We start from the raw sequence: 19047 nt of genomic DNA on the forward strand, positions 1-19047 counted from the left end.
AGGAATTATATGAAGGATAAAAGAATTTACGGAATGTTAGGCCCGAAGATAAAGACCATGAGACTGGAGCATGGATTGAAGCAACGGCAGTTGGCAGAATTGCTGGAGACGGACATGCCTATGTACAGCAAGATGGAATTAGGAGCAAGGCGTGTAAGACGTGACCAGGTTCCCAAGTTGGCTGAGCTGTATAAGGTTGACGTAAAGGAACTGATGAGGCTGGCTGATTGTTCCGTTAAGGTCAGAAATTGAATAAAAGAACGCTTGCTAGATGTGTTTATTCCGCTAAAAGTTGTAAATAGCATCTGTTTTAGCGAAATAAACGTGATTTTATCCAAGATTTAACATTTGAATGGCTGTAATGTGAGAAATAATCATTAGCTTTGCACCATCATCATAAAATAGCAAGGAATATGTGTCAGATAATTGGTCGAAAACAAGAAATTGCTGAGTTGAATCGAGCTTTCGAAAGTGGCAGATCCGAATTTGTAGCTGTGTATGGTCGTCGTCGCGTAGGTAAAACATTTCTTATCAACGAAGTGTTTCGTGACAATATGACTTTTCGCCATACGGGACTTTCGCCCTATGACCGCACACGCAAGATGACGCTTCGTGACCAGTTACAGAACTTCCATTTCTCTCTAATCCGTCATGGTATGGAGGGAGGGGAGGCTCCGCGTTCATGGATGGAAGCCTTCTTCAGATTGGAACAATTCCTGGAACGACAAGACAATGGGACACGTCAGGTGGTATTCATTGATGAATTGCCATGGATGGACACACCTCGCTCAGGCTTCCTTACTGCTCTTGAAGCATTTTGGAATGGTTGGGCATGTAGCCGTCATAATATATGTTTTGTTGTTTGCGGATCGGCAACATCTTGGATGCTTGACAACCTCATCAATAACAAAGGTGGCTTATATGGCAGATTGACCTGCGAAGTTCATCTGTATCCTTTCAATTTGCGTGAGTGCGAAGAGTTTTTCCTCAGTCGTAACATTAAAATGTCTCGTTACAACATTGCGCAGGCTTATATGATTTTAGGAGGAATTCCTTATTATCTTGACTTCTTTAATCCGTCAATGAGCCTGGCCCAGAACATTGATGCATTGTTCTTTACTCGCAGAGCAAAACTTGGTGATGAGTTTGACCGCCTGTTCAATTCCGTTTTTGACCATGCAGACATATGTATGAGTATAGTCCGCTATTTGGGAAAACGACATGGAGGTTTTACCCGCGATGAGATTGCTAATCAAATCGGTAAGAATGCGAATGGAGATTTTACAAAAGTTCTTAAAGCTCTTATTGGTAGTGGCATTGTTTCCACCTATACGCCCTTTGGCAGCGATCAAAGAGATATTCTGCGCTATAAATTATCGGATTGCTTCTGCTGGTTCTGGATCCATTTCAAAGAACTCCGCCACATAGATGAAACAGATTACTGGATGCATCATCTTAAAGAATCAGAGATTACATCATGGCGTGGAATAGCATTTGAGGAGGTTTGTTTGCAGCATATAGAGCAAATTAAACAGACACTGCAGATAGCAGGAGTTTCATCTCGTGAATCATCCTTTATTCTTCGTGGCGATGATGGACAGGAGGGTGTGCAGATAGACTTGATTATCGATCGTGCAGATGATGTAGTAAATGTCTGTGAGATGAAATTCTGCAAATCTGAGTATATTGTTACAAAGGCGTATTCAGAGAAAATAACTCATCGCATAGAGGTATTAGAAAAGATGATGCCATCGAAGACATTCCATCCTACTCTCGTCAGTGTTGCACCAGTGCGTCGTAATGAATACTCTGACACATTCCTCTCTCAAATAACCATTGACGATCTTTTTATATAACATCTGCGCCTAAATGGACGAGAAAGCATTATTAGATTGGAAGGAAATATATAGAAAGGGCTTTTGAATGTCACAAAACCTCTGTGACTATCTGTGACACAAAAGCGGAGACTGAAATAAAATGTTTACGCATTGTTTACGCAAACATGAAAAAAAGGCGCTACGCGATTTGCGTAACTCCTTGATTTTTAGTGTGGACCAGCCAGGGCTTGAACCTGGGACCTCCAGATTATGAGTCTGTTGCTCTAACCAACTGAGCTACAAGTCCGAAATTTGGCTGCAAAGGTAAGGATAAAAACTGATACAAACAAATTTTTTTGTCGTAAAAAGCGTAAAAATAATGATTTGTCTGCATATTTTTCGCTAACTTTGCAGACGTTTCTATGAGAATAGTGTATTATCCTGACAATAGGCTCGAACAGGGCCGTTATGCTGCCACCATTGGTTTTTTTGATGGTGTGCATAAGGGACATCGCTTTGTGATAGACAACCTGAAGAGGGTTGCAGACAAGCAAGAGTGTAAGTCTATGGTCATTACCTTTGAACGGCATCCCAGACAAGTGGTACATTCTGACTGGCAGCCTCAATTGCTCACCACTTTAGAGGAAAGAATTCATCTTCTGGATCAGACGGGTGTAGATGTGCTGGTGGTATTGCGCTTTGATGAAGCAATGGCAGCCCTGTCGGCTCGTGATTTCATGAGCAAGGTACTACACGATGATCTGTATGTAACTACTCTGCTCACAGGCTATGATAATCGCTTTGGCCACGACCGATCGGAAGGTTTTGAGGATTATGTGGCTTTTGGAAAGCAGCTGGGCATTGAAGTGTTACAGGGCGATGCTTTGGATGTTGAACAGTATCGTGTCAGTTCGTCTGTGATAAGGCGCTTGCTGACGGATGGTGACGTGGCAGAGGCGGCTCATTGTTTGGGCAGATACTATTCGTTGACTGGCATGGTGGTTCATGGTGAACAGGTTGGGCGCCGTATTGGTTTTCCCACTGCTAATGTTCAGTCTGACTGTGATGAACGACTGGTTCCTGCCTCTGGCGTCTATGCCGTTCTCGTAGAACTGGAAGCCACACCGTCCCGCTGGTATCATGGGATGATGAATATCGGTACCCGCCCCACTTTTGGCGTACATCATCCTACGCTTGAAGTGAATATTCTGGATTTTGAGGGAGATTTGTATGGTCAGCGTCTTAGGATAAGATTTATAGAAAGGTTGCGTAGCGAGCAGCGTTTTGAAAGTCCTGAGGCATTGGCTACCCAGATAGAGAAGGACAGTAGGCAGGTGCGCGCTATCTGTTCTAAAATAAATATTTAATTAAAATTTGACATAAGATGAAGAATGCGTTGAAGTACACGCTCGTATTTGTAGCGATTCAAGTTGTGGCCTCTATCCTGGTAAACCTTACGCTTGAATTATCCGGACATTCTGAATTAAGACAGTCGCCTTATGCCATGATAGCTTTAGACCTGCTATTCTCTGTGGTGACATTAGTGGTATTTCTTAGGACCCGTTGGGCTGAGGCTTCTGCCGATTATCTTCGTTCACGTCCATGGACAGTGATTGTGTGGAGCGTAGTAGCTGCCTCGGGAGCGCTTGTACCATCGATTGCCGTGCAGGAGATGATGCCTGAGTTGCCTAATTTTGTGGAGGAAGAAATGGGAGGTATGATGAATGCCAGAGGAGGTTATTTTGTGATATGCCTGCTGGCCCCGCTGGTGGAGGAACTGGTGATGCGTGGTGCGGTGCTCCGTGCATTGCTTCTTTGGAGAAAGGATCGTCCCTGGACAATGATTGCCATCTCGGCTTTCCTGTTTGCCCTTATTCACATGAATCCGGCTCAGATGCCTCATGCTTTCGTAATTGGCCTATTGTTGGGATGGATGTTCTACAGAACGGGTAGCATCGTTCCTGGCGTTGCCTATCATTGGGCCAACAACACAGCTGCGTTTATACTTTTCAAATTATATCCCGATCCAAGCACTCATTTGATAGATATTCTTGGAACCCAGCGCAATGTAGCTGCAGCCGTAGCTTTCTCACTACTCATTCTGCTGCCAGCCATTTACCAGTTGAACATCTGGATGAAAAAGGAGTGAAAATGAAAAAAGGCCACTCATCACACTCGATGAAATGGCCTTTTTTGCATTCAGGAGGGCAACTTCACAGTTACGACTCTTTCCTGATTCTGATTGTTTTAATTCTTAAATGATCTATTATTATAGAGAAAGCATAGAAATTCCTCATCTATGTCACCCGTCAGATTGACGATGGTGAACTTATCGTTTTGCGGCTCTTCGCGGAGCATAACCATTTCCACTGTATTACCGCCTTTGTCTCTGCGAAGGAAGAAAGCTCCGTGAGAAGTCTCTTTCCTGAACTCGCGTTCGGCCTTGAAACGATTTTTATTTTTTTCCAGCAGCTCGACAGCTTTCTGGTAGTAGTCGGCATTACCGCTTACAATGCGTGCACTCTTCAGTTTTGAAATGGCCTGAATCATATTTTCTGTTCGGCCTTCTTCGTGCTTACCCGCCAGCTGCTCCATCATTTTCGGACTCACTGTGATGCATTTCAGGGTTGAATCACTTTTATAGAGCGTCATGAACTTCTCCGCGAAGTCGGGCGCATGCTGTGCAAAGACAGCGGCCTGAGCCAGTATGGCAGTGAACAGGAGAACAAACAATCGACAGCGTCTCATCTTCGGATGTATGTTATTGCACTTTCTTCAGTTCACTATAGAGTGAGTCGGTCTGTAGAACGGAGTCAGCCTTCTGTGCCTGACTGTACCCGTCGGAGATGAGTTGCAGTGCATCCTCTATCTTGTCGTAGGCCATGGCGGGATCGTCGTAGGTGTCTTTATAGTCGGCATAGTTGATGTCGTCGCCATTCTGACTGTCGTCCTGACGGAAGGTGATGTTCATGGCATTGCCTAATGTGAGCACGATAGCCACAATGGCAGCTGCGCGGAACAATGGACGCAAGCGTTCGCCCATGCTGATGGTACGGGCTTTTACCGTTACCTGTTTGGGCTCGTCTGCCTCAACAGTAAGTGCCAGCAAGCGCTCGTCGAAATCATCACCGAGTACGTCTTCTGTTTCCATTGCTGAAAAGAGAGGCTGGTACTGCTGTAATGGCTGGGGCAGTTCTTGCTCGTTCTGAGCGAAGAATGCTCTCAGTATCTGCTCTTCCTGTAGGGTTGTCTCGCATTGGAAGTAGCGTTCTATCAGCTGTTCTATGTACTTATAGTCCATATTTCTCGGTGTCTGTAAATTTCTGCTTAATAGCCTGTCTGGCTCGGAATATGTTGATTTTTACTTGCTGCTCAGTGATATTCATCACATCGGCAATTTCTTTGTAGGATTTTCCTTCGATATCGCGCAACTGCATGCAGGAGCGTTGTTTCTCGGGAAGTTGGTCAATGAGTCGTCGTACAAGATTGATGCGATCGCGCTGCATGACCTGTTCCTCTGGGTTTGAGGTGTAGGAACTGTCGGGCGGGTCGTGCCCTTCGTCGAGCTGAGCGTTCTGGTTCTCTGCAAGTTTTGTACGGTCGAGTGCCAGATTTCTGCAGATGGTCAGGCTGAATGCCTCTATCGACTCAATGTCGTCCCACTGCTCTCGGCGGTTCCATATTTTAATCATCGTATCCTGCACAATGTCCTCAGCCTCCGCAGGGTTGAGAGTGATGCGGAGTGCCAACCTGTAAAGTTCATTCTTCAGGGGCAGAACGTCTGTGCGGAAATCGATTTTTTTCATCCTCTCGTATAGAATGACGATTGAGCGGCACGAAAGTTACAGTATCTCTTCACTTTTTTGAAAAAAAATTTCCCAAGGAGAGAATTACTGTTCAAAACCATTGTATTCATTGCCAAAGTCCTCGCTAGCGCCCTGTTGATCGTCGCGCTGTGGCTTTTTCTTCTGGTTCATATTGCCAAAGTTCCAACTGAGCTGGATGTTGATGCGAGGATCGCGCCAGTTCTTTTGGTGGCGCCAGAAAGTGGGTCCCTCTGTATAATTCTCCCAGTGTTGTGTGTTGAACACGTCGCGCCAGTTGATAGCCAATGCGAACATTTTGTTCATGAACGTTTTGCGCATGCCTAAGTCGAGTGAACCGTTTGCCTTGCGATAGCCCTGCGTGATGACCTGACGTGAGCGGTAATTGCCTGTGGCCTGTACTGAAATGCTGTAAGGCAGGATGACCGAAGCCAATATGCGTGCATCCCACGCAAAGTTCTGGTCGGATTCACCCGTCACGCGTTGTCCTTCAATCATTGTTTCAAAACCGTCAAGGTGGTAGTAGTAGCCGTTGAGGGTAGTGGTGAGGTCGAGGATTTTCCACAGTTTGTCCTTACCGATAATCTCTATGCCCGCACTCTGACTCTTGGCAACGTTCATATTGGTCATGAACATAGTGCTCTGTCCGTTGTATTGTCCCTGATAGCGAATGCGTTGCATCACGTCTGTTGTGGGACGATAGTAGGTGCCTACTGACAGTGTGTGGCCTTCCCATGTCTTCAGGTAGTTCAGTGAGAAGGAATTGGTGAATTCGGGCGTAAGCTCAGGATTACCGAATTCTATCATTGATGCATCGCGGGTGTTCTTGAACGAATTGAGCTGTCCGCCCCACGGACGGCGCAAACGGCGTGAGTAGTTCAGCTGAATCTGCGAAGTCTTGGTCAGCTCGTAGTTCAGGAAGAGTGAAGGGAAGAGTTGGAAATAGTCTTTCTTGAAAGGTGTTTCCGTTTGATAGTAGTCAATACTCTTGGTATCCACTTTCCAGTATTCACCGCGCAGACCGGCCATTACGCCCAATCGTCCAAACTTCATGTTGGCTGTTCCATAGAAGGCGTGAACATCCATATCGTAGATGAAGCGGTTGTAGAAATAGGCTTCGTCTTCATATTGATTGGTTAGTTGGTTCCACATCTGTGACTCCTGCGGCGTGTTCTCGTGCGAGAATCTACCGTTATAGCCGGCTTCCAGTTTGAAAGTCTCTGTCAGTTGGTTCTCGTAGTCGAGTTTGGCTTCCCAGTTGCGATTGTTTACGTTCATGGGGCGATTTTGTCTGCTCCAGGTGGTGGGTGAACCATCCGTATAGGTAGTGTCGTTCTGATAGACGGTAGAATTGTTCATCTCCCATTTATTGAACGAGAGAGAGGCATCGAGCTTATGGGTTCCTTTTTCGTTGAACTTATGCGTATAGGCCAGTTCAGCGTTATACATGTTCATACTGCCGTCTTCAGAAGTGGCAGTGCGCGTCATGTGCTTGGTAACCTGTCTGGTTGAGAGTACTCCGTAGTCGTGACTGGTAACATTTTCCTGTGAAGGCTTACCTCTCATGAACATGCCCGATGCCGTAAGGTCGTCATTGTCTGTGAGGTGGAACGTAAGGCCTCCACGTCCGAAAAGTCCGCGGCCTTTATTCGTGTTGTCTGATTCGCTGTCCAGGAAGGTGTCTTGCAGTGGATAGTGCTGTTCGCTGATGTTGCCACCGTTGCCGCGTCTGCGGCGCAGTCCCAGATTGGCATAGGCATCTATCCACTTGCTGCTGTAGTTGATGTTTCCGCCTACGTTCCATCCCTTTTGGTTGTTGGCACCCGTTTGAACAGAACCGTAGTAGCCGGCCTTTCGGTCGCGTTTCAGTATAATATTGATGATACCGGCTGTTCCTTCTGGTGAGAACTTAGCCGACGGGTTGTCTATCACTTCGATGCGTTCAATGCTTTCGGCGGGAATCTGTTGCAGAATCTCTGCGCGGTTGTCACTGGTCAGTCCGCTTTGCTTGCCATTGATCCATACTTCCACACTGGTGTTACCGCGCAGTGAAATCTCACCGTCGGTGGTCACCTCTACTGATGGAATATTCTCCAGCAGGTCGGTCACTGAACCACCTGCTGCCGCCAGCACTTCATCTACAGAGAAAGTCTTTCTGTCAACTTCCAGTTTCATTTGCGAGCGCTGGCCCACCACTTGCACCTCTTTCAGCGTTTGTGCGTCTTCGCTGATGTAGAGCGCATTGTAGTGAACGCGTCGCTGTTGTGGGGTGATTTGAAATTTTCGTGTTGCTGTTTTGTAGCCTACGAAAGTAACCTGTAGTGTGTAGGCGCCGTCTTTTAAGTTGTTAACCTGAAATGAACCGTTTACGTCTGTCATGCCTCCGCCGACCATTTTTCCGTTGGAATCGGTGATTTTTACGTTTACAAACTGCATAACCTCGTCGGTCTGTTTGTCGAGAATACGGCCTTTCACTGTGCCTTGAGCCTGTGCTGCAATAGTGGCCAGCACTAACCATAATAAAAGAAAATAACGATGCATAATGTGTATTTGACATTGCAACCATAGAAAGGTTTAATGTCACAGTCTAAATAATGTTAAGTCTAATGATTCATGAAGTATAATATCACTGCAACAAGAACAAGCAGATAGGAGCATCCTTTCCATATCTTACCGAATATATAGCATGCTACCACGAGTAGAACAATCATTAAAATGTCGGAGAATGTCAGATTGAACCCTTCCACGCCATCCATCATCTCGTCCATTTCTTCCACTTCCTCCATACCCCTTCTGCCTCTGTCTGAGGCGCCGTAATCGTCTGACTGTGCGTGCGTCTGAAGCCACCATACAGTGGTGCAGATAAGGATGTAAATGCGTAGCGAGAAAGAGTTCATTTTAGTTTTGGCTTGTACTCCAACCGAGAATCGAACTCGGATCTACTCTTTAGGAGAGAGTTGTTCTATCCATTGAACTATTAGAGCCCATTTTTTTAGTGGATGCAAAAATACAAAGAAAAAGGGAGAAACGCAAATGTTTCTCCCTTTTTATGATTCATTTACCTATATAATAAGGTGTAATTACTTTCATAGAGATAGTGTCCCTGTCTTAGAAAGTGAGTGTGTTCAGATTGCGGTCACTCTTTTTCTTTCCGCCCCATGCTACATTCAGACCGAAGTTGAAGCTTACGTTTGAATCGAGGGGAATCATAGAAGCGCCTGTCTTACCAATCATGTGGTCCATACCCACGAATACGTTCATGCCTACGGGGTGGAAGTTCAGAATCCAGCCCATGGTGGTGCAGAACGATGTGAAGGCAACGTTGATGCCGCCATCTACCCAGCTAAGGGGTTTCACGTTGGCGCTGATGCGTTCTTCAGTCCATGAATACTTGCCGTCGAAACGATGGCTGAGCAGTGAACCGAAGGTCAGTTTGTCGTAGTAGGGCAGAGGATATTCCAGACCGAAGCGCATAGTTGCAGCCAGTGCTGTTGTTGAACCTCCGTTGCTGCCTTTACTCTGCAGATTGGCAAAATCCTTGAAGTCGTCAGAGATGTTGTCGCCGCCGTTGTCAAACGAGCGTTCGCCATCCTTGTCCTTATAGCCCATCTGGAAGCCTTCAAATTCAAATTTGTCGCCAGATGACTCGGCTACGATACCATCGCTCCAGCTGATAAAGCCCAGGTCGGTCAGTGCCAGGCTCACTTTCAGGTTGTCGAGCCATTCTACCGAGCAGTCCTTAAACTCATAGACACCACCCAGGTCGAGTCCCATACCGAAACCGGCCAAACCGGCTCCATCATTGTCGATTCCATCCACACGCTGGTATTTGCCAGGTTTAGACTTGTATTCCTCTTCCTTCTCCTTGAACTTCGCACCCTTCATGTTCAGTTCAGCCTTGGCCTTACCGTCAATCAGCCATTTGTCGCCACTCAGATTGGCATGCATATTCTCCATGGTCAGGTCGGCATGAACCGTACCGAAAAGGAGTTTCACCTTTGCGCCTACACGAAGATTTTCGAAAAGCTGGCGAGAATGTCCGAAGGCCAGTTCTGTATAGCTGAGAGCATTCATGCCCATGTCATCGAACGAATAGTCCTGGTTTGTCATGTTCTTGGCAAACTTGAAGAAGTCGTAAGGCATTGACAGACCAAGGTGAACACGTTCCTTCAGTTCAATGGTGTTGTAGCCTTCGAAGGCTTTGAAACCAACCGATACGATGGGTAGTTCCATGTCCATTAAGATGGTGTTGGCTCCTTTGTCAAAACCTTTCAGTGCTTCATCGGCTGAAATGCCCGGGTGCATGAAGGTTGTTGTTTTCTTGGCGCCTGGCTTTACACCGTAGTCGGGGTTCTTGAAGAAGAAGTCGCCCACGCCCAGTGAACCTTGCAGCGACATGTTCAGGTTACCCAAAATGGGAATGGCGGCATAGCCCTGTTCGTTTCCATAAGCCGGGTTCAGGTCGTGGCGATACTTGAAGTCATCGGTGAAATAGGCCGAATTCAGTATCTGGGCTGTCATGGTACCTGCTTGTGTCATCAGTGCCACAGCAAGTAAATATTTCTTATATGTCTTCATATTCATTGTCATGTTTGTTATGAATGTCTTCTATTTATTGCGTTTACACTGATTTATTAGTCTTCCACGTCGATGGTGAGGCGACCAGTCAACTTGATTTTAATATCTTTGATGTTGATAGTATGCTTCTGAGTGTTCAGTGCCTCAGGACTGCCACTGGTTGTCTTGGCTTGTACTTCAAACTTCACACCGTCCAGGTTCTCGAGGGTTCCTGAAACCTTCATGCGGAGCATCTTGTTGCCGTTTTTGTCGACAACAAGACCTTTGGGCAATACGTTTCCATTTTCATCGAGCAGTTCCACCTTTGCATCGTTAATAATCTTAGCATAGCCCTGTGCATCTCTCTCTACGCCAATAGCCTGAGGCTTGTTGATAACCAGCTGGTCAAGTGGGGTGTTGTTGTTCACCTCTGCTTCCACTATGATGCTAGCATCGTCATAGAAGTCAATCTTGTTGTCCTTGATATCCTTGTTCCAGTCGTTGATACTGTCGTTATATACAATTACAGAACCGGCTTCCAGTGCCAGTGGGGCAGAGAACTCATAGATTGGCTCAATCTCGTAGCCAGTACCTGGAGCACCAGGAACGTCCTCAGTTCCTTCTTTATAGAGGTCAATGGCTCCCAGCACATTTGTATTGGCATGAGCATCAAAGTTGAAATCGATGAAATCAGGAATTTTGTTCAGGATGTTGGCAATATCTTCCACTATCAGGGTCTTTCCGTCAGTGTCAGTCTTTGTTCCGGTTCCTCTCAACTCAATATACTGTGTGTTGGGGTCGGGATTTGCAGGCTTGTAGCGGCAGATCACAATCTTGTTTTTCTTGGTTACAGAGGCTTTCTTCATCACAATCATTTCCGTACCGCCCTTTGTCACGTCAATTTTTTTCTTGCTGCCATCATTGTAGGTAGCAGTCAACGTACCCGTCACGTCGGCCTCTACATCAATATTGTTGTTAATTTCAAAAACAATCTGAGGATTGTAGAGTTTGATGCTTACACGCTCATCGTTCAGAAAGTCAGGAATATCGTTGATATCCACATGACTCTCATTAATATTGATGTCAGGATCGAAATAGCCCTCAGCATGTGTCAGGTTTATGTTTTCGCTCAAGGTCAATCCAGTAGATATTTCGTAAGGCGTTATACTAGCGCAACCCGTTTGGAAATCCTTGGCGTTAAGCTTCATACGCATCTTTATCACAGCGTTCAGTTCCGGTCCGTTCTGATCAAACAGCAAGTAGGGGTCATCTTCACCCCACGAAGCTTCCTTCTTAGTAACAAAGCCGGTGAACTTCGTCACTTTCAAGGGAATCGCAAGGTTTTTGTCTGTAGGCACATTCACACATCTTAGAATCCAGAAATCTTTGAAGATTCCAGTGGTTCCGTGTTCAATCTCATAGCCTTTGGCTTCAATATCAGCCTCATCTACATTGATGAATTTGGGAATGAACAGTTCGAGCGTAGCCAGCGTAACCTTTCCGTTGAACTGTTTCAGACCGATGGTCAGTGTCACATTGCCATCCACGTCTGCCTCTGTGAGACTTACAATCTGGTCGTTTGGATCACCGTCAAATGAGAAACTGGCCACCTTCTTAGGATCTGATGGTTTTGAAAAATCGCCATCGTTGGGGAACCACACCGTTTTATCTTGCCCAAGATATGCTTCCATAGCTGTAGTAATATATACGGGCAAGCTTCCTGGATTTTGTGAAGGATTTTTCAGAACAACCTGTTTTACTTTTGGCTTGGCAGGGTCGATGGTGTCACCTTTTGAGAAGTAATAGTCGCCTGTGGCAGTAGTATCAATCACATCGCTGTTCTTTATGTCCAGCACGTCGCCTAAGCGAGTGTCCTTGGCCGAACCTCCGGGTATTACAAAACCGTCGCCGCCAATTCCGATCGTCTTGTCGAGATCGCCCAAATCGATATTGTCATCGGTGGAGCAACTCGTTACAAACGTGGTTCCTGCTAGCATGGAAAATGCCAACAGCATCCATCCTGTGGTTGTTGTTTTCTTCATTTTTCAGGTAATAATTAGTTAATAATTAATCTATTTAGGTGCAAATATAAATAAAAATAGGTAAAAAGCAATGAAAAAATATTAGAAATTTTAAAAAAGTAGTACATTTTGTCGGTTTTGGTTGAAAAAAGAAGAATAATGGCCAGAATTGCTATAATTCTGACCATTATTCTATTAAGTTTTATAAAAAGTGTCTAAGGGTGGATTACTCCAAATAGGTGTAACCATAAAGACCTGAGCGGTAGTTGGACAGGAACTCTTTGCCCTCTTCAAGGGTGATCTTTCCTTCTTTTACGCTCTTTGTAACCCAGATTTCCAGTTGGCGCACCAGTTTCTTGGGATTGTACTGAACGTATTCCAGCACCTCTTCCACGGTCTCGCCGTCGAAAATCTGATCGATGTGGTAATGACCGTCTTTCACGGTGATGTGCACAGCGGTGGTATCGCCAAACAGGTTGTGCATATCGCCTAAGATTTCCTGATAGGCTCCTACGAGGAATACCCCCAGATAGTAGTCCTCATTCTTCTTCAGCGTGTGTACGGGCAGTGAGTGGGAGTTGTGACGGTTGGTCACGAAGTTGGCTATCTTTCCGTCCGAGTCGCAGGTGATGTCCTGTAGTGTTGCGTTGCGTGTAGGACGTTCGCTCAGTCGCTGAATAGGCATGATGGGGAATATCTGGTCGATAGCCCATGAGTCGGGCAGACTCTGGAACAGTGAGAAGTTGCAGAAATACTTATCGGCCAGCAGCTTGTCAATGTTCATCAGTTCCTCTGGAATATGCTTCAGGTTCTTGGCCAGTGCATTGATTTCGTGACACACGCTCCAATACATAGCCTCGATTTCGGCCCTTGTCTTCAGATCGACAATACCGTGTGAGAACAGGTCCAACACCTCTTCACGAATCTGTTCGGCATCGTGCCAGTCTTCAAGTACGTTTCTGGGCGACAGGTTATCCCATATCTCGTAAAGGTCTTTTACCAGCTGGTGCGAGTTCTCATCGGGTTCAAACTCCTCCGGCATCTCGGGCAGTGAAGCCGTTTCCAGCACGTCGATCACCAGTACTGAATGGTGGGCAGCCAGCGAGCGTCCGCTTTCCGTGATGATGTTGGGGTGGGGCAGGTTGTTCTTGTTGGCAGCATCTACAAAGGTATAGATACAGTCGTTCACATACTCCTGTATAGAGTAGTTCACCGAGCTCTCACTCGATGGCGAGCGCGTTCCGTCGTAGTCAACGCCCAGTCCGCCACCGCAGTCCACAAACTCTACGTTATAGCCCAGTTTGTGCAGTTGAATATAGAACTGTGAAGCTTCGCGCAGGGCTGTCTGTATGCGACGAATCTTGGTGATTTGGCTACCAATGTGGAAATGAATCAGTTTCAGGCAGTCGCGCATGTCTTTCTTGTCCAGCATATCGAGTGCTTCCAGCAACTCGGCGCTGGTCAGTCCAAACTTTGAGGCGTCGCCGCCACTTTCTTCCCACTTTCCGCTGCCGCTTGAAGCCAGTTTGATGCGGATACCGATATTGGGGCGCACACCCAATTTCTTCGCCTCGCGGGCTATCAGTTCCAGCTCGTTCAGCTTCTCAACAACAATGAAGATACGCTTGCCCATTTTCTGTGCCAGCAATGCCAGTTCTATATAGCTCTGGTCCTTGTAGCCATTACAGATAATGATACTGTCGCTCTGGCACTGTACGGCAATCACGGCGTGCAATTCGGGTTTCGAACCGGCCTCAATGCCCAGGTTGAACTTGCGTCCATGCGAGATAATCTCTTCCACCACCGGTTGCATCTGGTTCACCTTGATAGGGAACACCACGTAGTTTTCTGCTTTATAGTCGTACTCTTTTGAGGCCTTTTTAAAACAGCTCCACGTCTTCTCAATGCGGTTGTCCAGAATGTCGGGGAAACGCAGCAACACAGGTGGAGTGACGTCGCGCAGCGACAGTTCGTCCATCACCTCGCGTATGTCTATCTCTGTGTTATCCTTACAGGGAGTCACATACACGTTGCCTTTGTCGTTGATACCGAAATAGCTTGTGCCCCAGCCGTTGATGTTGTATAGCTCGCGGGCATCATCGATGGTCCATTTCTTCATTTTTGCCTGTCTTATTAGTTAAATGGCTAAAAGTTCTCTTAGTTTCTCTACCGATATTTTTATTTTCTCGTAATTGTCCATCAGGCTCACATCGAGGGTGTAGCGGGCCTTGGTGTAGAACGGTTCACGCTTCTCGAGCTGTTCTTTGATAAAGGTGATCAGCTCTTCCTTGCTTTTCCCCTTCAACAGAGGGCGTTCCGTTTTTCCCATCATCAGATGCTTATGGAGCACTTCGGGTTCGCAGTGCAGATAGACCACATCGCCCTGACCGTTCATATAGTCGATATTGTCGAAAAAACAGGGGGTACCACCGCCGCAGCTGATGATGACATTCTCGAATTCTGCCACCTCGTGCAGCATGTTATACTCTATTTTGCGGAAGCCCTCCTCGCCCAGTTCGGCAAAGAGCTGGGGAACAGTCTTGCGCCGGCGGCTCTCGATATACCAGTCAAGATCATAAAAGGGAATGCCCAACTCTTTCGAGAGGGCCTTCCCTATTGTAGTCTTACCGGCACCCATATAGCCGATGAGGATGATGCGGCGGGGGAGCCTCTCAAGACTCTCCCCCAGTCCCTCCCTGTGAGGGAGGGGAGTGGTTAGACTGCTATGTTCTGTATTATTCATAATTGAAATAATGCTCTCTGTTACTTCCCTTCTTATTAGTAATACTATCTACTCCCCTCCTTATTACTTCTCTTCTTATTAGTAAGATGACCTACTCCCCTTTATTAGTAAAACTATCTACTCCCCTCTCCTTGGGAGAGGAGCAGGGGGTGAGGCTACTTATTCACAATCTTCATGCACTCCTCATACGTGAGCTGCTTGGCGCGGTCGTGCATAGATTTGGGCATGCGGTAGTTCTTTCCGTCATAGTACAGGTATGGGCCGTAGCGACCGTTCAACACCTCCAGTTTGGGATCTTCCTCAAACGATTTGATGTGCTTCTGAGTTTCCTGCTTACGCTTCTCCTCAATGAGACGTACTGCATCGGCGATATCGACGGTCAGAGGGTCGGCACCCTTGGGAAGCGACACATACTTGTTGGCGTGCAGAATATAGGGACCGTAGCGACCGGCACCTACTGTGACAGGCTCACCCTCATACTCGCCCAGCATGCGGGGCAGTTTGAACAGTTCCAATGCCTGTTCCAGGGTGATGGCCTCCATGCCCAGTTCTTTGGGCAGGTGGGCAAACTGAGGCTTATCCTTGTCTTCGGCAGTACCTATCTGAATCACCGGACCAAAGCGGCCAATCTTTACGAATACTGGCTTCTTGGTGCGAGGGTCGATACCCAGTTCGCGCTCTCCGGCTTTGTGCTCAGAACGGGCGTTCATGGTTTTCTCTACCGTGGGCTCGAAGTCTTTGTAGAAAGTTTTCATCATCTTGCTCCACGACTCCTTGCCTTCGGCTATCTGGTCGAAGTCCTGTTCCACCTTGGCGGTGAAATTATAGTCCATAATGGCGGGGAAGTTGTCCATCAGGAAATCGTTCACTACCATACCGATGTCGGTGGGCAGCAGTTTTCCCTTGTCGGAACCCGTCATCTCAACGCGGTTCTTCTCCGTGAGCACCTTGCCTTTCAGGGTGATGACGTTGTATTTGCGCTCTTCGCCCTTTTTGTCGCCTTTCACCACGTATTCACGCTGCTGAATGGTGGAGATAGTTGGTGCGTAGGTTGACGGACGGCCAATGCCCAGTTCCTCCAGCTTGTGAACGAGCGATGCTTCGGTGTAGCGCTGAGGACCGAGAGTGAAACGTTCGGTGGCGCTTACCTCGCGGCGTGTCAGTTCCTGGCCTTCTGTGAGTGGGGGAAGGATAGACACGGGGTTGTCTATATTGTTGTCATCTTCGTCCTGCGACTCGTGATAGACTTTCAGGAAACCGTCAAAATTCACTACCTCGCCTTGGGCAATGAATTGAGCGTTGAGGGCAGGGAATTGAGGATTATTGATTTGGATGTTGACCGTTGTCTTCTCTATCTCCGCATCGGCCATCTGACTGGCGATGGTGCGTTTCCAAATCAGCTCATAGAGGCGGCGTTCCTGTACGGTTCCCTCTATAAGTTTGGCATCCATATAGGTAGGACGGATAGCTTCGTGAGCCTCCTGCGCACCTTTCGATGAGGTGTGGTACTGGCGCACCTTGCTGTATTCCTGACCATATAGATTGGTGATTTCTTCCTTCGAGGCGTTGATACACAGACTGCTCAGGTTCACCGAGTCGGTACGCATGTAGGTGATGCGACCGTTTTCATACAGGTGCTGAGCCACCATCATGGTCTGGCTAACGGTGAAGCCCAGTTTGCGGGCTGCTTCCTGCTGAAGGGTTGAAGTGGTAAATGGAGGAGCAGGGGTACGCTTGGTTGGCTTCTTGGCTATCGTATCGACAGTGAAGGTGGCATCCTTACAAATTTCCAGGAACTGGCGGGCTTCCTCTTCAGTCTTGAAACGCTGACTCAGGGTGGCCTTCACCTCAGAAGCCGAACCATCGGGATTAAGAATGGCAAAAATACCATTTACATTATAGAAGGTCTCGCTCTTAAAGGCCTGCACTTCGCGTTCGCGCTCAACGATGAGGCGTACGGCCACACTCTGCACACGACCGGCAGAAAGGGCGGGCTTTACCTTGCGCCACAACACGGGCGAGAGCTTGAAACCTACCAAACGGTCCAACACGCGGCGGGCCTGCTGGGCGTTCACCAGGTTCATATCCAAATGGCGAGGATGCTGAATGGCATCCAGAATGGCCGATTTCGTAATTTCGTGGAATACAATACGACTGGTCTTTTCCTCGTCCAGTCCCAGCACCTCGCACAGGTGCCATGAAATAGCTTCTCCCTCACGGTCCTCATCGGATGCGAGCCATACCTTCTCGGCTTTCTTGGCTTGCGACTTCAGTTCGCTTACCAGTTTCTTCTTTTCTTCAGGAATTTCATATTCAGGTTCCAGCGTATCGTTGTCGATGCTGAGTTCCTTCTTCTTCAAGTCGCGGATGTGTCCGTAGCTTGACATCACTTTAAAGTCGTTGCCAAGAAACTTCTCAATAGTCTTTGCCTTGGCAGGAGACTCTACGATGACCAGATTCTTTTCCATCTTTTCTGCTTAGTTTTAATCTTTTGGGCTGCAAAAGTAAACAAAAAGTTTCCTACCACCTTATATATATGGTGTAAATTGTATTTTCTTAACGATTAATATGTTCTTCAACGAATCGTTTCACACCCTGACTGATGCTGCGCAACCCGAACTGCCTGTAGTCTATCTCTTCCAGTCTCATCCACCTTAGTTGGGCCACGTCGTCATCGGCCTTGGGATGTACGTCGGCATCTACTTCTACAATGAAAAACATGTCGATGGTGTGAATGGTCATGCCCGAATATTCATAGAGGTTGGGGATGGAGAAGATGTACCGGTGGTTATCGACCGTCATGCCTGTCTCTTCCTGTATTTCGCGCAGCAGGCCTTCTTCTATAGTCTCTTCCATATCCACAAATCCGCCCACCAGGTCGAGGGTGCCCTTGGCGGGTTCCTTGGCGCGAGTGGCCACCAGCAGTTCGGTGTGCCGTCTGCCATTTCTGTCTTCCACCGTGCGCGTGATGAAGGCCACCGTGGCCGAACAGGGATTGGCATAGTAGGTGAAACCGCAGTCCTGGCATTTCTTACTCTTGAAATTATTCTCCTCAAAACGACTACTGCCGCACACTGGGCAATAACTGAATTTGTTTAATGGATGCATAGTTGTTAAATTTGAATGTTGCAAAAGTAATATAATAATCTCTTTTATAAACTATGATTTTAAATTTTGGCCATTATTTTCAAAATTTTGGCCAAAATTCGAAAAATAATGGCCAAAATTTTTACCTTTGCACTTCAAATTGCCGAATAAAAAATGAAAAGACTGGTTCTTATTCTTCAATTTATGATTTCTCTTCTCACACCGACTGCTGCTCAGCAAGTGATTGACCTATGGCCCTCGGGGGCACCCAACGACAACGGCAACCCTGCCGACAAGGCCGAACTGACCGTTTTCCTGCCCGATGCCAAACGAGCCACAGGCCGTGCCATCGTAGTTTGTCCTGGTGGTGGCTACGACCATTTGGCCATGCAGCACGAGGGTACCGACTGGGCTGGCTATTTCAATCAGCAGGGTATTGCTCTTTTCGTGTTGAAATATCGCATGCCCCACGGTCAGCACGAAGTGTCCGTCAGCGATGCCGAACAGGCCATGAAACTGGTGCGTCAGCATGCCAAAGAGTGGAATGTGAAGAGAGATCAGGTTGGTATCATGGGCTTTTCGGCCGGTGGCCATCTGGCATCAACCATTGCCACCCATTCCAAGGGTGATGCCAAGCCCGATTTCCAGATTCTCTTCTATCCTGTCATCACCATGGACCCTTCTTTTACGCATAAAGGCTCGTTGAAGAATTTTTTGGGCTCCAAACCGAAGAAAAAAGATATTCACGAGTATTCTACCGACCGTCAGGTGTCGCGTGTCACCCCTCGCACATTCATAGCCCTGAGCGATGACGATACTGTTGTGCTGCCTATGAACGGTGCCAATTTCTATATGGAGTGCTATCGCCATGATGTGGCTGCCTCCCTTCATATTTATCCCACTGGCGGTCACGGATGGGGCTATCGAGCCTCGTTCGACTTCCACCTCGAAATGCTCAGCGAGTTGAAAGCCTGGCTGAAGAGTTTCTGAATTGCGGG

At 47.2% G+C, this 19047-nt stretch carries 16 protein-coding genes and 2 tRNA genes; 5 read left to right on the top strand and 13 right to left on the bottom strand.

The features are described from left to right. Positions 1 to 9 precede the first annotated feature (9 nt). Complete coding sequence (locus tag L6475_RS00845) at positions 10 to 252, top strand: helix-turn-helix domain-containing protein (protein WP_237821581.1); 243 nt, start codon at positions 10 to 12, stop codon at positions 250 to 252. Positions 253 to 413: 161 nt separating this feature from the next. Further along, positions 414 to 1856 carry an ATP-binding protein gene (locus tag L6475_RS00850; RefSeq protein WP_237821583.1) on the top strand — a complete coding sequence of 481 codons (1443 nt, stop codon included), beginning with the start codon at positions 414 to 416 and terminating at the stop codon, positions 1854 to 1856. 194 nt (positions 1857 to 2050) lie between these two features. On the opposite strand, the gene L6475_RS00855 is transcribed toward L6475_RS00850, so the two are convergent. Then, a tRNA-Ile gene (locus L6475_RS00855) sits at positions 2051 to 2124 on the bottom strand. Between the two features lie 115 nt (positions 2125 to 2239). Between L6475_RS00855 and L6475_RS00860 the strand changes: the two genes are divergently transcribed. Together L6475_RS00860 and L6475_RS00865 are read left to right on the top strand one after the other, a co-directional pair. Further along, positions 2240 to 3184 (top strand): bifunctional riboflavin kinase/FAD synthetase, encoded by a 945-nt coding sequence (locus L6475_RS00860; RefSeq protein WP_237821584.1) that lies wholly within the window; start codon positions 2240 to 2242, stop codon positions 3182 to 3184. A 17-nt stretch (positions 3185 to 3201) separates the two neighbouring features. Then, positions 3202 to 3966 carry a CPBP family intramembrane glutamic endopeptidase gene (locus L6475_RS00865; protein WP_237821586.1) on the top strand — a complete coding sequence of 255 codons (765 nt, stop codon included), beginning with the start codon at positions 3202 to 3204 and terminating at the stop codon, positions 3964 to 3966. A 98-nt stretch (positions 3967 to 4064) separates the two neighbouring features. On the opposite strand, the gene L6475_RS00870 is transcribed toward L6475_RS00865, so the two are convergent. The 12 genes from L6475_RS00870 to L6475_RS00925 all read right to left on the bottom strand — a co-directional run bounded on the left by L6475_RS00870 (position 4065) and on the right by L6475_RS00925 (position 18070). Beyond that, positions 4065 to 4565: a DUF4252 domain-containing protein gene (locus L6475_RS00870; RefSeq protein WP_237821588.1), complete on the bottom strand. Its 501-nt coding sequence runs from the start codon at positions 4563 to 4565 to the stop codon at positions 4065 to 4067. Between the two features lie 13 nt (positions 4566 to 4578). Then, positions 4579 to 5118: a hypothetical protein gene (locus tag L6475_RS00875; protein ID WP_237821590.1), complete on the bottom strand. Its 540-nt coding sequence runs from the start codon at positions 5116 to 5118 to the stop codon at positions 4579 to 4581. Beyond that, complete coding sequence (locus tag L6475_RS00880) at positions 5108 to 5623, bottom strand: RNA polymerase sigma factor (protein ID WP_237821592.1); 516 nt, start codon at positions 5621 to 5623, stop codon at positions 5108 to 5110. The genes L6475_RS00875 and L6475_RS00880 overlap by 11 nt, the downstream gene beginning before the upstream one ends. A gap of 84 nt (positions 5624 to 5707) precedes the next feature. Continuing rightward, positions 5708 to 8182, bottom strand: a complete 2475-nt coding sequence (locus tag L6475_RS00885; protein ID WP_237821594.1) for a TonB-dependent receptor domain-containing protein — start codon at positions 8180 to 8182, stop codon at positions 5708 to 5710. Positions 8183 to 8244: 62 nt separating this feature from the next. After that, entirely contained in the window at positions 8245 to 8538 is a 294-nt protein-coding gene (locus L6475_RS00890; RefSeq protein WP_237821596.1) for a hypothetical protein, read from the bottom strand. A gap of 15 nt (positions 8539 to 8553) precedes the next feature. Further along, positions 8554 to 8625, bottom strand: a tRNA-Arg gene (locus L6475_RS00895). 124 nt (positions 8626 to 8749) lie between these two features. Next, the gene (locus L6475_RS00900) at positions 8750 to 10219 is read right to left on the bottom strand and encodes a DUF5723 family protein (protein ID WP_237821598.1); all 1470 of its coding nucleotides are present in this window, start codon (positions 10217 to 10219) and stop codon (positions 8750 to 8752) included. Between the two features lie 56 nt (positions 10220 to 10275). Continuing rightward, entirely contained in the window at positions 10276 to 12240 is a 1965-nt protein-coding gene (locus L6475_RS00905; protein ID WP_237821600.1) for a hypothetical protein, read from the bottom strand. Positions 12241 to 12445: 205 nt separating this feature from the next. Beyond that, positions 12446 to 14338 (bottom strand): biosynthetic arginine decarboxylase, encoded by a 1893-nt coding sequence (gene speA, locus L6475_RS00910; protein WP_237821602.1) that lies wholly within the window; start codon positions 14336 to 14338, stop codon positions 12446 to 12448. Between the two features lie 18 nt (positions 14339 to 14356). Continuing rightward, positions 14357 to 14962 carry a shikimate kinase gene (locus L6475_RS00915; protein WP_255777553.1) on the bottom strand — a complete coding sequence of 202 codons (606 nt, stop codon included), beginning with the start codon at positions 14960 to 14962 and terminating at the stop codon, positions 14357 to 14359. 155 nt (positions 14963 to 15117) lie between these two features. Beyond that, entirely contained in the window at positions 15118 to 17430 is a 2313-nt protein-coding gene (gene topA / locus L6475_RS00920; RefSeq protein ID WP_237821604.1) for a type I DNA topoisomerase, read from the bottom strand. An 88-nt stretch (positions 17431 to 17518) separates the two neighbouring features. Continuing rightward, on the bottom strand, positions 17519 to 18070 hold the full coding sequence (locus L6475_RS00925) for an NUDIX domain-containing protein (protein ID WP_237821606.1): 552 nt from the start codon (positions 18068 to 18070) through the stop codon (positions 17519 to 17521). 153 nt (positions 18071 to 18223) lie between these two features. Here L6475_RS00925 and L6475_RS00930 point away from each other — a divergent pair, with 153 nt between their 5' ends. Next, positions 18224 to 19039, top strand: coding sequence for an alpha/beta hydrolase (locus L6475_RS00930; protein WP_237821608.1), 816 nt, complete (start codon positions 18224 to 18226; stop codon positions 19037 to 19039). The last annotated feature ends 8 nt before the right edge of the window (positions 19040 to 19047 follow it).

The sequence above is a fragment of the Prevotella sp. E9-3 genome (genome assembly GCF_022024015.1).
Taxonomy (GTDB): Bacteria; Bacteroidota; Bacteroidia; order Bacteroidales; family Bacteroidaceae; genus Prevotella.

Excerpts from the sequence above, each read along its gene's own strand:
- L6475_RS00845 (WP_237821581.1), top strand. The coding sequence starts at position 10 with ATGAAGGATAAAAGAATTTACGGAATGTTAGGCCCGAAGATAAAGACC.
- L6475_RS00850 (WP_237821583.1), top strand. The coding sequence starts at position 414 with ATGTGTCAGATAATTGGTCGAAAACAAGAAATTGCTGAGTTGAATCGA.
- L6475_RS00860 (WP_237821584.1), top strand. The coding sequence starts at position 2,240 with ATGAGAATAGTGTATTATCCTGACAATAGGCTCGAACAGGGCCGTTAT.
- L6475_RS00865 (WP_237821586.1), top strand. The coding sequence starts at position 3,202 with ATGAAGAATGCGTTGAAGTACACGCTCGTATTTGTAGCGATTCAAGTT.
- L6475_RS00870 (WP_237821588.1), bottom strand. The coding sequence starts at position 4,565 with ATGAGACGCTGTCGATTGTTTGTTCTCCTGTTCACTGCCATACTGGCT.
- L6475_RS00875 (WP_237821590.1), bottom strand. The coding sequence starts at position 5,118 with ATGGACTATAAGTACATAGAACAGCTGATAGAACGCTACTTCCAATGC.
- L6475_RS00880 (WP_237821592.1), bottom strand. The coding sequence starts at position 5,623 with ATGAAAAAAATCGATTTCCGCACAGACGTTCTGCCCCTGAAGAATGAA.
- L6475_RS00885 (WP_237821594.1), bottom strand. The coding sequence starts at position 8,182 with ATGCATCGTTATTTTCTTTTATTATGGTTAGTGCTGGCCACTATTGCA.
- L6475_RS00890 (WP_237821596.1), bottom strand. The coding sequence starts at position 8,538 with ATGAACTCTTTCTCGCTACGCATTTACATCCTTATCTGCACCACTGTA.
- L6475_RS00900 (WP_237821598.1), bottom strand. The coding sequence starts at position 10,219 with ATGAAGACATATAAGAAATATTTACTTGCTGTGGCACTGATGACACAA.
- L6475_RS00905 (WP_237821600.1), bottom strand. The coding sequence starts at position 12,240 with ATGAAGAAAACAACAACCACAGGATGGATGCTGTTGGCATTTTCCATG.
- speA (WP_237821602.1), bottom strand. The coding sequence starts at position 14,338 with ATGAAGAAATGGACCATCGATGATGCCCGCGAGCTATACAACATCAAC.
- L6475_RS00915 (WP_255777553.1), bottom strand. The coding sequence starts at position 14,962 with ATGAATAATACAGAACATAGCAGTCTAACCACTCCCCTCCCTCACAGG.
- topA (WP_237821604.1), bottom strand. The coding sequence starts at position 17,430 with ATGGAAAAGAATCTGGTCATCGTAGAGTCTCCTGCCAAGGCAAAGACT.
- L6475_RS00925 (WP_237821606.1), bottom strand. The coding sequence starts at position 18,070 with ATGCATCCATTAAACAAATTCAGTTATTGCCCAGTGTGCGGCAGTAGT.
- L6475_RS00930 (WP_237821608.1), top strand. The coding sequence starts at position 18,224 with ATGAAAAGACTGGTTCTTATTCTTCAATTTATGATTTCTCTTCTCACA.